This is a genomic window from Sphingobacterium sp. UGAL515B_05 (assembly GCF_033097525.1).
GTDB lineage: Bacteria > Bacteroidota > Bacteroidia > Sphingobacteriales > Sphingobacteriaceae > Sphingobacterium.
Genome location: NZ_CP109907.1, coordinates 3,338,872 through 3,351,359, shown reverse-complemented (window position 1 = coordinate 3,351,359; position 12,488 = coordinate 3,338,872). Strand labels below are relative to the sequence as shown.

Below are 12,488 nucleotides of genomic sequence, written 5' to 3'. Positions count from 1 at the left end.
TCAGAAAAAATATTATATTTACTGAGCGAGGGTTTAGCACCTATGCGTTTCCTACAGGGTTAAAGACATTACTATGCGGTATTTTGATTTTGACGACAGCAAATACGGCTTTCCCTTAGCGATGGATGCCCATCGGTTCGAGGATAATACCGATCTGATTTTTGAGGCCGGTCCGCACACCATCAACTTTTTTGAGATCATGTTTTTTGAACAGGGAAGCGGTGTGGCCTATACCAATGAAAAACGCATCGAATTATGCCCAGGTACGATCTTATTCGCTTCGCCCAATCAGATTAAGCAATGTGACTTTGATAAAAACGGTGTCAAAGGATTTCATTTAATCTTTAAGCCCGAGTTTTTGGAATCTTTCTTTCAGGATAAAACACTGGTATACAAACTTCCCTATTTTTACAATTATTCATTTGCACCTTATATTGTCGCGATGGGTGGCGATTTTGGGTTATTCAAATCCATGCTCTCCGAAATTGTTTTTGAAATCGGAGCGTTCCGATCCGACAGCCCCAATATGATTCGCGCATTACTTGCCAGTATTTTACTTCGACTGGACCGGCTATTTCGTGCATTTCATCATATAGCCAGCGAAAGCGCGAACAACAATTTGCTCACTCGATTTAAAATGCTCCTGGAAGAGCATGTCAATTCCAACCTGAACTGCAACCAATATGCTAGTTTACTAAAAATACACCGCAATGAGCTGAATCGCAAAATCAAAGCCTACACCGGACATAGTCCAATTACCCTCCTCCAACATCGAAAAATACAAGAAATCAAACAGCGGCTTGTATTGGACGAACAGTCTATCGCCCAAATTGCCTTTGAACTTCATTTCAGCGATCCTAATAATCTTTCCAGATTTTTCAAAAAACTGACGGGTTTATCTCCTTCCGCCTACAAGCAGAAAATGCAAAATGATAGTTTTTCATAAGCTTGTGATATGTATTCAATGACGCAGCAGGCTACCTTTGCATAGATTGTCATTCCAATCGTGAGGCGACGATCGCTGTTTTAAGATTCATCAGCTGGATACCTGTATGTTATCGAGCTACATCCTTGGAAAAATATGCTAAAACTACTGCTACTCTCTTGTTCACTGTATGGGCTGTTTACTACTCCACCTTACCGTATTACCGGTCGGCTGGTTGACCATCAGTATAACCCCGTTGGGTATTTTATTATTGAAACCTATGCGTCCAATAAGGAAAGGGAACCCCTGGCTTTATTAGGTCGGGATACCGTTAGAAACAGCAATGGCGAATTTAAAATACAGGTGATAAAAAAGGGCAGCTATCTCCTGCGGATATCCGTTCCGGATTACACCGATTATTCCCTGTTTACCACCATCCAGGATTCCAGCTACTCCTTTCCCGAAATACACTTACAGCCGACCAAATAAATGCCATCTATGCAACCTTGCGTCCAGCCTTTCGCTGTTAGGCAAGTTAGCTTACCCATAGACCCTGTTTTTGCGATCGCATTAGCCTTCTCTAGCAGGATTGCTCGTATTCGCTTAAGGTATTCTAGGGGCTTAAGAGCCACCTTGCTTGCTTATTCTTTGCCTATTCTTTGCCGATTGGTTGCTATTTATTTACCATTTTAGCAGAGAAACAGCAAAAAAACACCAAAGAAACACCAAAGAAACGGCAAACGAATAGCAAACCATTCTCGAAGCAGATACGAAGAAGCCCCGAAGAATAAGCAAAGAAACGGCAAACAACCACCAATCAATCAGCAGAGGAACAGCAAAGAATCAGCAAACAAACAGCAGACCGATCTTGGAACAAGGGCAAGATAGCGCACAAAAAAATTTAATTAATGACTAAACTTTACGAGTATTACCGGGTCTCATTAACAAGAGTACACCATGATCATTTGCTTTCAAATTTAACCCGATGCCCTATATGATGACAAAAGTCCCATTTAAAACCATGCTCCTTCTTCTTTTGTTGACTACTGCCACACAGGCTATTTGTGCAAATATTGCTCAATATAACCGTACTGCCCTTTTGCTTCAGGATCATCTGGGCGATGGTTACAGTAAAATCGGGTCACGTGTTTATTATCGCGGTAAAGAAATTCCGAACGCCAATGCCGGTTCATTTCAATTTTTAGGTTCGGGTTATGCAAAGGACATTTGGAAGGTTTATTTTCGAGGAGCAATAATAGTTGATGCAAGTCCATCCACTTTCCAATTCCTGGGAGACGGTTATGCCAGCGATGCCTGGAGGGTTTATTTTTATGGCAAGCCATTGTCAAACGCAACAGCGTCTTCCTTCAAGGTATTGGGAAATGGTTACAGCAAAGACCCCTGGAAAGCTTACTATTTAGGCAAGGAAATTAATGGAGCCAATGCTTCAAGCTTTGAAAATCTCGGGCGGGGTTATGCAAAAGATAATTGGTCGAGCTATTATAGGGGTGAAAAGAATGATAAATTTGCTGGTCCTAACACACAGCCCCTTGGCGGTCAATACACCAAGGACAATTGGTCTGTTTTTTTTAAAAATCAGAAAGTGGAAGAGGCTTCTGCTTCAACCTTTGCATACCTTGATGATGGCTATGCCAAAGACGCCTGGAATCTTTTTTACCGCGGAGTCAAAGTCGAGGGCGGCAGCCCCAACTCGTTCAAATTAATCGGAAACGGCTATGCGGCAGATCCCTGGACAGTTTATTATCAGGGGGTAAAGGTTAAGGGTGCCTCGCCATCTACATTTAAAGCGCTTGGAGGAGGTTATGCAAAAGACTCCTGGGCAGTTTTCTATCGCGGCCAGGAGTTAAAGGGAGCCGGTGCTAGCACGTTTGAGTACTTAGACAACGGCTATGCACGGGATGCGTATACGAAATTTTATCGGGGCGAAAAATTGGATTAATTTTATTCTATAATAATGTTAATACCGACCATTTTGGCCTTGTATTTAATTTTTTCGATAAGTCCATAGTAGCTCCAGTTTCGCAACAGGAATTCATCCCCTTTTGCAATTTCTTCCTTATTGGATTGGTTAACCAATAAGAGTGTACCGGCTTGTGCTTTCACACAAAGTTCAATTAACCGGCGGCTATAGAGGTGGAGTTTGGTGTCTACGTAATTTTTCTCCTTTTCGTTGTAGTGTTCCAAGCTTTTCATTTTCCGTTTACGTCCACGTCCACCTTTATCAAATGCGGCGGCTTTTTGTAAACGATGTCGTGCTGCTTGAATGGCCATACGGCGGTAAGTAAACTCTTCCTTGTTGCCGATCTGAAAGGACTCCTTACCGATGGTTACTGCTATAGGATGTTCGATAGAAAGCGACGCTTCGGCGATAATGTTATCTTTCAATTCTTGGATCTTTTTGGGAAGTTCCAGGGCCAGCAGAAGAAAGATCTTGCCTTTAACAATTTTGATTGCGCTGCTGCAGACTTTGATTTGTCCGACCAATGCACGTTGGAGCAATACCCTTTTATCCGATCGGTCTTTACCGAGGTAGGTCCGAAAAGGTATTTTGAATAGTGTGAATTTAAAATCTCTATTATTCTCATCTTTACTCAAGTTAATTCGTCTACCAGGAAAGGGAATGGGCATATCCTTTTTGTAATTGCGAAGTGATTTTTCACCCTTCCAGTATGAGAGACGATCTGCCTGAAAATATTTGATTAAAGCCGTGTTTATCTGGGATAGAATATCTGTGGGAATTCGTCCCTTAAAATAACTGGACAGTAGGCGATAAGTTGTATTCATCCGTGAAGTATTCAATACACCTTCCGGGTCTTTTGCCTGATCGGCCAGTTTGATTTTCACATCTTCTTGCAGATAAATCAGATCTTTCAGATTTTCCTGTACATATTGATGGGTGATGACCATATTGGCCCCGCGGAAAACAAGATCCTGCCATTCAAAGAGTTGTTTAAAATATTCCGATCGTTTTTCTTTATCGTCACAATCCACAAAAACCTGTATTTTGCGGGTCAATACCATTGTATCAGCTGCCATATCTTTTTATGTTTTTTATGCTGTTTTCTTAGCAGATTTAATTTTTGCATGTGCATTAATAAATAAAGTACGCACCTGTCCCCCATCCAATTGTAAAGCTTCTGAAATCTTGTCAAAGGAATACTGCAATTCATAGCGCATGCGGAAGACCTCAGCTTCTTCTTCGGTCATTTCGCCATTCAACTTAAATGCAACAGGTTTGGCCATTAGCTGCATTTTCTCTTCACTATGAACGATGGAACGCAGGTATTCGATTGTTTTCTCTATTTGTAGGCTAACCTCATAATCAGAGATATTCCCCATATAGTAAGCGATACGTTCATAGTTAAAACTATATTTGAGGCAAAGGCGTATAAAGAGCTGTTGATCGTTGTTGAGGTTAGGCATAATGGCATTGAGCTGATCCATTTTCTTTTTCTTCTCCAGTTCCAGTTGCTCGATATAGAGGACATCTTCTTCGCTGTCCTCTTCCAGTTCGTAACCCAGCATAAATTCCTGATAGTCCTCAATGCTGTCGAGGCGGAGTAAGCTTCGGTGAAACCTATTGCGCGATTTTTGATAAAAAGCGTGAATGGCGGACTTCACCTGGCCTTTCAGAAAGTCGAAGACCTCGGTTTCGGAATGTACATTTTCTCGGAACAGCCAAAGACGGAGAAAAGCCTCTTGGGCGATACTTTCACCAGTACATTCATCATCAGTAGCACGGCGGGCGCGAAAAAGGAAGTGTTCATAGAATTTTTGGTAGAAAAATTTAAGCCCCTTTTCATGACCATTGTGCAGGTGTTCAATGGCAGTTTTAATGTCCTTGTTTAGTAAAATTGGTTTCATAATTGGTTTTTATGGTTAGCACACGAAAATCACTTACCACAGCTTCGGCGGAAATTGACGATCTTATGGAAACCGAAGCCGGGTAAGCGTAAATCGTTATATGGTTATAAAAACTTATTGGTATTGAGTGGGATATTAAAGTTATACAGGCTAAAATAGTTATGACGCTATGCTATAGTGCTCTATCAGATTATTTGTTCATAACTCATTATATTGTGTATACCCCCTATGTTATGTGGTCAACACAGCTAATACAGCGATGCATGAAAACGCACAGTTGTGTATACCCTTTATTTTAGATCACTAAACATCTACTTAAAGAATAGGTATTATTCTGTAATAGTTGCATATAGCCTAAATTTTGAGATCATCAACATCTTAAGTTTTGAACGCTTGAATAGAGTAATGTTGTGTATACCCTACATTTTGAGATCGCTAACATCGATCGGGAAAACCTAGTCTAAGGGCCATTCGTTGTGTATACCCTACATTTTGAGATTATCAACATCTAGAAATTTATCTTCAACAAAAAGTTTACCGCTATGTATACCCTTCATTTCTAAATCGTTAATATCATTTTAAGCATTACTGTGTATGGATTCGCGTTGTTACTAACCAACATTTTGAGAACATTAACATCCCTAGAACAAGACAAAACAAAACTTTCAAGTTGTTACTAACCGACATTTTGAGACCATTAACATCAGAATAATGTTGCATATTCTATACTTTTAGGTTGTTACTAACCGACATTTTGAGACCATTAACATCCTACCACATATTATCGTAATAATAATCAAGAACATAGCGCAGGATGTAACCCAACATTTTCTTAAAAAGGGTATTTAGTGAGTCGCCATTGCGCTCACCCTACGGCATAACAAGATGCCTCCATATATAATTTTGAAAATTTTCTTACTTTTCAAGTACTACGCAACGGAATTAATTACGGTAGCAGCTCAAACGCTAATTGCATATAATCAACATCAAATTTCTCACGTTTCACAAACAAGACTCAGTTGTGTATACCCTGCTTTTTGAGATCATTAACATCGTTATCATAACAGAAACGACGTTTCCCAAGTTGTGTATACCCTTTATTTCGATATCATCAACACCTATTTTAATTAAATACGTGAAATTATGAAGTTGCATATACCCTATATTTTGACATCATCAACACCAGTTAAAGGTCTATGGTCTTCCCTATTTAGGTTGCATATACCCTATATTTTGACATCATCAACACCGGAATCCGTGATATCTATATACATAACGGCGTTGCATATACCCTATATTTTGACATCATCAACACCCTACCCTCTAATATTCCAATAATAATCCAAGAACATAGCGTAGGATGTAACCCAAAATTTTCTTAAAAGCGGCATTTAGTGAGTCACCATTACGCTCACCCTACGGCATAACAAGATGCCTCAATATATAATTTTTGAAAATTCTAACATCACGTAAAAAACAGTAGTAGTATACGAGCTAGTCGTGTATCATCTACATTCTGAGATCATTAACACGACGTTGTTATTGATGAGAAGGACCGCGTATGTTGTATATACCCTACTTTTTGAGATCACCAATATTTTTATCTTTTTTTAAATTCGATTAAGGTTGTTTATACCTACTTATTGAAACTAATAATATCTTTTACGCCAAATAATCGTATCTTATTTGTTATACCCTGCATTTCCTTAACATTTTTCGAAAAAAGGATATTCAGTGAGTCGCCATTGCGCTCACCCTACGGAATTTCAAGATGCCTCCATATATAATTTTAAAATTCTAGTATCAAGTAAAAAACAGTAATAGCCCACGAGCTAGTTGCGTATATCACCTACATTCTAAGATCATTAACATCTCAGAAGACTTACAAAAGGTCCGCCCTACTTTATATACACCCTAAATGATGAAATCATGAACTTCTCATAACCCATTATTTGTTAACGAGTCTCTAATTGTGTATACTCTATATTCTGAGATAATCAACTTCAAGAAATAAGAAAAGTCCGAAAAGCGCCCTGTTGTATATACCCTAAATTTTAAGATCATCAACATTTTATACTCGCTTTGGATCTATATTTTCAATGTTGTGTACACCTCGCAATTTGAGGTCATTAACACCATTCTCAAGTTCCTCAAGAGGCCGCCTTACGTTGTGTATACCTCACAATTTGAGATCATTAACATCTTACCTCCTAGTATCCCAATAATAATCAAGAACATAGCGTAGAATGTTACCCAACATTTTATTAAAAAGGGGTATTTAGTGAGTCGCCATTGCGCTCACCCTACGGCATCACAAGATGCCTCCTATTCTAATCAAACCGATCAGCAAAACATCCGATCAGCCTAAATTTTTATATTTTCCCTTTCAATACCAATAAGTCAAAGAACGTCCCTCACGCAAAATAATTACTTCATTTTTGCGCAAAAACAGCTTTTAAATAAACTCAATACCGAGTCTATTTCAACGATTCAAATAATTTTATTTTTTATTCATCCTATGCTTTGAATGGCAGTTACAAGTCAATAATAGGGGTTATCAACATAGGATACTTGATATAAGTCTATAAAATCGAAATCAATTTTATTCCGGTGACTTTGCGATGTTTTTTATTCTTAATTTTCTCATTATTTAGCTTTTAGTCGTACTTCAACAGATTAACACCTCGTCTCCCGCCCTGTTGTTATAACTTAAGTTTAGTTATCGGCTTTCGTTGAAACAAATATAAAAACAAATATTTATTTGCGCAAATAAATCACAAATATTATTATTCTAAAAATGCGCAAATAAGTTTTCCATTTGTATATGGGATATACCAATGAGAATATACTGGAGGAAGTCGGCGAGCAATTGCGCGTTCAACGTGAAAAAATATACTACACCTTGAAAGATGTAGCCAATATGACCGGATTAACCACCAATACAATCGCGGCCATTGAACGCGGAAAAGGTGCTTCACTGAATAACTTTATCCTGATCTGCCGTGCGTTAAAAATTCAACCGCACACCATATTCAAAAAACAGATAGATTTAACGCCGCTCTACAATATCCCCCCGGAGTCAAAACGTCGTATTGAGCTGACGAAAGAACTGGATGATCTTGTTTATAATTCCAATTTTTTCGAGATACCCCGCCGTGTTTCTGAAATAATCCAACAGCTGCATGCCAACAAGGAACAGAGCAATAAATTTTCTGTTTATCTCAGCAGTTACTGTGCGGAAGGTACGCTGGAATACGAAAAACATGGAAATTATAAAGAATACCGAAAAAAGCATTCTCCAAAACCTGTCAAAAAGTACAAATGAAAATTGCCAAACTTACCACCTGTGAGTGCAAAAACTTTATAACCTTTCCAATCATTAAATAAAACAACGACCTATCTGGTGATCGGGCCTTGGGTTCTTTTAGTAGTAGTCTCGGTTATTCTTGTTCACACGTGTAACTTTTCCCTTTTTCCAGAATAATTTTTAGCTGCAGCAAATCAGGATCAGATAGTAGTCAAGTTCAACCTTTTTACAATGCTTGTTCAGTGCTCGTTCAGTGCTTGTTCAGTGATTGCTCAGTGACGACTGAATAAACACTGACTGATTACTGTCTAAATACTGATTTAAAATTGTTTTTAGGTATAATTTGGTAGCAGTCTGTTGTTGCCCTTGATCTCAAAATTATATGCGGTAAATACAAGCATTGTTTACCGCAAAAAAAAAGCGGGGAATAAAAAATTTATTCCCCGCATAAAATAATGTTTAGTTTTTTTTAAGGATTAATGACCAAACTATTTCCCAGGCCGGTCATAAATACAGGACCTACATTTTGGGCTTTCAGCAGATCGCGGTGTTTTGTATCCAGTTTAGGCGCTCTAGCATCTGCTGCCGCAGCAAAAGGATAATTCCCCACAAAGGCACCCAATACCGGGCTGCTACTCGTAGGCTCATAGATGCCATCTGTTGTTAGTGTGTACTGTGGATTAACTCGGGTAAATCCAGCCGGCAGCTGTTGACTTGTCGGTACATCAAAAACAATATTTCCCTGATACACAAAATTGACCGGTTGATCGGTAAAGGTCAACATGGTAGACTGGGCAGATTGTGAAACCACATTATTTGCGATATGCCCATCCGTCGGCGGCAATGTCCGGCTATTGCCACCTTTACCTGACCCTATATCAAATGACTGCTTACACTTGATCATGGTATTGGCAACAACTTTTACGCGTTTTACCTGAAAGTAACCGCTTAAAGGTGAATTTGGTACACCGTCCATGATGGCCAACGCAGCTTTTTGTCCCGTGCCGGCCATATTCTGGAAGTAATTGTTGTAGACAAGATGATCTTCACCGATGATACGAATACCGCCAGCGGCGCTATTGCCATTGCCAACAAAATAGTTGCCATAAACGGCAGATCCATTGCCATGCCGCAGACATAAAGTTCCTTGGCTTTCATAGAAATAGTTGTTGCGGATCGTATCGGCTCCCATCTTATTGGATATAATTTCCGTTTCACCGTTACAGCGCTGGAAAATATTATCTTCAATAGTTGTCAGTGCATTTGTCATTGACCAGTCGCTGGTTCCGACACGGATGGTTTCCCCACCATTGTCCGGTACCGCAGCACGCTCACCAAAGAAGTTGTGATCAATTCGGTGTTTCATTGGTTTACTGGTCCCCCATACGACCATGGTCGGTCCCTGATGGGTCTTTCCTTTTAAATAGCAGTGGTCAATGCGATGGTAGGAACCGTTAATGGAAACCCAACGGTAGTCGGTGGTTGCTGCCGGCGGATTGTAGTCCACAATTGACGTATTGGTAAGGCGGCAGTTTGAAGAGGAAGAAGTAAAATCCACCACATTTTTGCCTGTCGTATACCCTTCCTGAAATACGAGTCCATCCACAACTAACCATTGTCCCGTGATACTAACAGAAGAAGTACCTTTCATGATAACTGCCCCCCGCTGCTCTGCCATCAATACAATAGGCTGCTGTTTTGTCCCCTGAGCACTGAAGGTTAGTTCCTGATTGGTCCATTGGCCGGACTTCATGATGACCGTGTCTCCGGGCTGTAAGCTCAGTGCCTGAAGATCCGCTGCCGACTGAATGGTGTGGCATTGCACACAGGCAATACTGTTTAAAGTGAGTTTTTCGGCTGGCGATTTCTCACAGCTAGTTCCTACCGCCAATAGCAGCAGAAGTGAAGCAATAACTGAATTCTTTTTGATCATATTTAAATTTGTTTAAAAGGTTCTTTCGTTAAAGTGCTCCCGAAAAAGGATAAACTGTTGTATTGCCCTTGCTTCCAAAGACATGAACCACGCCATTGGTCACAATATAGCCCCCGGATCGATTGGTGGTTTTATTGTTAATCTGAATCGGCGCCAAATCACTGTTATTGACCAGACGTAACGCCATCAGCCCTTCCTGATCAAAACCTTTGCCTTCATTCATGTATCCCAATAAAGAACTTTTGCTGGCAACCGTATTGGCGGGAAGCATGGTTTTCGCTTTGGTATTTTCAATGGTCAGCTTATCGAAGTTGTAATTCCCTTGCAGCATCAGGTAAAGAAAATAGTTACGGACATCATCTTTGTTGTATTCTTCCCATTTTGTTGCCGGTCTCGTAATCGGTTTGCCTGTTCCGTCCACTCCGGTCACAATTGGAAAATCAAAAAACAGGCCTGCTGTCACCTTCTTCGTTTTAGTATCCCAGGTCTTTATGGCTTCATTATGTAAGAAAATAAAGGTTCGATCGTTTTTTTCAAATTCTTCCAAAGGAATTCCTGCATATTCTAAGCCTTTCCGCATCCATTTGAAAACTGTATCCGTTGGGTTTTCTACCGTCTCATAAGATCGGTTCTCCAAAAATTTCCTTGCGCTTATCCCGATATTGGGATCTAAAGTTTTATGTTGGTAATCATAATCTTTTTGCAGTTCCAAATCGAAAAGTGAACAACTTGTCATTAATAGACTTGCTACGATGATAGCGCTATATGTCCATTTGGTCTTAAACATTCTTTTCATGACTCTCTGATTTAAATTCTTCTGTTAATCTGTATATCCGGGATTTTGAACCAATGATTTATTGGAGTTTAAAACATTCCGGTGAATAGGCCAATACACTCTGTTTGTTGGATCTAGAAATCCAGGTTTATCTAAGTTACCTGCTTCTTCCTGTCTACGTTTCAAGATCGGATCCATCACTTCTTTCACACGTCCGGTGCGCACCAGATCAAACCACCTTTTACCTTCACCAAAAAGTTCCAGACGACGTTCATCCAAAATCGCTGTTTCCAACTGGTAGCTTGTGGCAATAGTTGCATCATTCGCATCATACTGTGGCAGGCGTGCACGCTTGCGGACAAAGTTTAAATATTTCAGGGCATCGGTGCGGTCCCCGAGGCCATTCAACGCTTCAGCGTATAAGAGATACATGTCACTCAGCCGGTACATGGTCAAATAAACCGGTAGGGCCTGATTTGTCACTGGCCATGGATCTGCTTTGGTTGGGTTGGCATCAGTGGGATACCACTTGATAAAGCGATCTCTCTTGTTGCTTGGCAATCCAAAATAGACATCCAATGTTTGTTGTGGTCTAATATCAGGGCTTGGCGAGGTTGTCGTTTGTGGCTGAAACCAGGTTGCCCACACTCCTTCATCGACTATGATCTGCTTATTATTGGGAGACCACGACGTTTGCATACAGGCACAGCCATTTTTTAAGTAATCCCAATGGATACTCCAAATTGTTTCTTTACTGGAAGTTGGATTGACAAAAATGGTCTTCCAGCTTGCGCCATCCTGCAAATTGGTTTCATTGGTTCCGGCATAGCTCACTCCTGTAGGAGACTTTGTCAAAAACAGGCGTGTGATCCATTTTGTTGCATTTTGATAGTCCTTTTTCCACATATACACATCACACATGATCGCACATATTCCTGCCCCGCCGATTGTCCATAGGGCGTTTTTCGCATCTTTATCGACCAAAGAATAGGCTTTTTCCAGATCTGGAATAATGACCTCGTTCAATATCTTATCTTTCGGTTCACGTGCGCTGGCAGCGGGCTGCTGTACATCCTCATAAGGTTCAAGCCATATCGGAGCATCACCCCAAACACGGACGAGATAGAAATAACACATCGCTCGAAGCGCATAACACTGCGCGAGATAATCCTTAAGCATCTCCGGGGTAATACGGCTATCCAACTCGGCTGCCTTTGGAATATACTTGATATTGTTATTGATACGCCCGATGGCGGTATAGAGCCCGCTCCAGTCTGAAAACTGGTTGGTTGGCGTAAGGCTATTTAATACGATCTCGTCCACATAGTCTTTGGTGTAACTAATTGCACGGTCAAAATTATCGGCACGATACTCGCCCCAATACAGGTATTTTTCGAGATAACTGTCTTTATTGTCCTGATAATTTCCCTTACCGACCATTTCAAGCTGAAAGGCGCTATACATGCCGGCTATTGCGGCCTGCACATCGTATAAGTTTTTATAATGCTGGTCCAGCGCAACTTCGGCCAGCGGTTTCTCTTCCAAAAATTTGTTACAGCCTCCCAATGTAGCTGACAGCAGTAACAGTGCTAAGATCTTTGTTTTCATGTCAAAAATATTTTATCTGTCCCATCCTTCAGACGGAACTTACCCTAATCGATAA

General features: G+C 40.4%; 9 protein-coding genes. 4 read left to right on the top strand and 5 right to left on the bottom strand.

Annotation, left to right across the window (positions count from 1 at the left end; translation table 11 throughout):
• Positions 1–73: 73 nt before the first annotated feature.
• The 3 genes from OK025_RS13655 to OK025_RS13645 all read left to right on the top strand — a co-directional run bounded on the left by OK025_RS13655 (position 74) and on the right by OK025_RS13645 (position 2,885).
• Positions 74–946 carry an AraC family transcriptional regulator gene (locus OK025_RS13655; protein WP_317664485.1) on the top strand — a complete coding sequence of 291 codons (873 nt, stop codon included), beginning with the start codon at positions 74–76 and terminating at the stop codon, positions 944–946.
• A gap of 135 nt (positions 947–1,081) precedes the next feature.
• Positions 1,082–1,414, top strand: coding sequence for a hypothetical protein (locus tag OK025_RS13650; RefSeq protein ID WP_317664483.1), 333 nt, complete (start codon positions 1,082–1,084; stop codon positions 1,412–1,414).
• Positions 1,415–1,919: 505 nt separating this feature from the next.
• Entirely contained in the window at positions 1,920–2,885 is a 966-nt protein-coding gene (locus OK025_RS13645) for a DKNYY domain-containing protein (protein WP_317664481.1), read from the top strand.
• A 2-nt stretch (positions 2,886–2,887) separates the two neighbouring features.
• Here the strand turns inward: OK025_RS13645 and OK025_RS13640 are convergent, their stop codons facing one another.
• Both OK025_RS13640 and OK025_RS13635 read right to left on the bottom strand, forming a co-directional pair.
• Positions 2,888–3,982, bottom strand: a complete 1,095-nt coding sequence (locus OK025_RS13640) for a hypothetical protein (RefSeq protein ID WP_317664479.1) — start codon at positions 3,980–3,982, stop codon at positions 2,888–2,890.
• 15 nt (positions 3,983–3,997) lie between these two features.
• Positions 3,998–4,810: a hypothetical protein gene (locus OK025_RS13635; RefSeq protein WP_317664477.1), complete on the bottom strand. Its 813-nt coding sequence runs from the start codon at positions 4,808–4,810 to the stop codon at positions 3,998–4,000.
• 2,824 nt (positions 4,811–7,634) lie between these two features.
• On the opposite strand from OK025_RS13635, the gene OK025_RS13630 reads away from it, so the two are divergent.
• Positions 7,635–8,135 carry a helix-turn-helix transcriptional regulator gene (locus tag OK025_RS13630; RefSeq protein WP_317664476.1) on the top strand — a complete coding sequence of 167 codons (501 nt, stop codon included), beginning with the start codon at positions 7,635–7,637 and terminating at the stop codon, positions 8,133–8,135.
• 451 nt (positions 8,136–8,586) lie between these two features.
• On the opposite strand, the gene OK025_RS13625 is transcribed toward OK025_RS13630, so the two are convergent.
• Genes OK025_RS13625 through OK025_RS13615 form a run of 3 tightly spaced genes read right to left on the bottom strand, consistent with a single transcriptional unit; the run spans position 8,587 to position 12,433 of the window.
• A complete protein-coding gene (locus tag OK025_RS13625) occupies positions 8,587–10,050 on the bottom strand; it encodes a polysaccharide lyase 6 family protein (RefSeq protein WP_317664474.1) in 1,464 nt (487 codons plus the stop codon).
• A gap of 28 nt (positions 10,051–10,078) precedes the next feature.
• The gene (locus tag OK025_RS13620) at positions 10,079–10,846 is read right to left on the bottom strand and encodes a hypothetical protein (protein ID WP_317664472.1); all 768 of its coding nucleotides are present in this window, start codon (positions 10,844–10,846) and stop codon (positions 10,079–10,081) included.
• A gap of 24 nt (positions 10,847–10,870) precedes the next feature.
• Positions 10,871–12,433 carry a RagB/SusD family nutrient uptake outer membrane protein gene (locus tag OK025_RS13615; RefSeq protein ID WP_317664470.1) on the bottom strand — a complete coding sequence of 521 codons (1,563 nt, stop codon included), beginning with the start codon at positions 12,431–12,433 and terminating at the stop codon, positions 10,871–10,873.
• Positions 12,434–12,488 lie beyond the last annotated feature (55 nt).

Bases quoted from the DNA above. Each gene is read 5' to 3' on its own strand.
- OK025_RS13655 (WP_317664485.1), top strand. From the start codon at position 74: ATGCGGTATTTTGATTTTGACGACAGCAAATACGGCTTTCCCTTAGCG.
- OK025_RS13650 (WP_317664483.1), top strand. From the start codon at position 1,082: ATGCTAAAACTACTGCTACTCTCTTGTTCACTGTATGGGCTGTTTACT.
- OK025_RS13645 (WP_317664481.1), top strand. From the start codon at position 1,920: ATGATGACAAAAGTCCCATTTAAAACCATGCTCCTTCTTCTTTTGTTG.
- OK025_RS13640 (WP_317664479.1), bottom strand. From the start codon at position 3,982: ATGGCAGCTGATACAATGGTATTGACCCGCAAAATACAGGTTTTTGTG.
- OK025_RS13635 (WP_317664477.1), bottom strand. From the start codon at position 4,810: ATGAAACCAATTTTACTAAACAAGGACATTAAAACTGCCATTGAACAC.
- OK025_RS13630 (WP_317664476.1), top strand. From the start codon at position 7,635: ATGGGATATACCAATGAGAATATACTGGAGGAAGTCGGCGAGCAATTG.
- OK025_RS13625 (WP_317664474.1), bottom strand. From the start codon at position 10,050: ATGATCAAAAAGAATTCAGTTATTGCTTCACTTCTGCTGCTATTGGCG.
- OK025_RS13620 (WP_317664472.1), bottom strand. From the start codon at position 10,846: ATGAAAAGAATGTTTAAGACCAAATGGACATATAGCGCTATCATCGTA.
- OK025_RS13615 (WP_317664470.1), bottom strand. From the start codon at position 12,433: ATGAAAACAAAGATCTTAGCACTGTTACTGCTGTCAGCTACATTGGGA.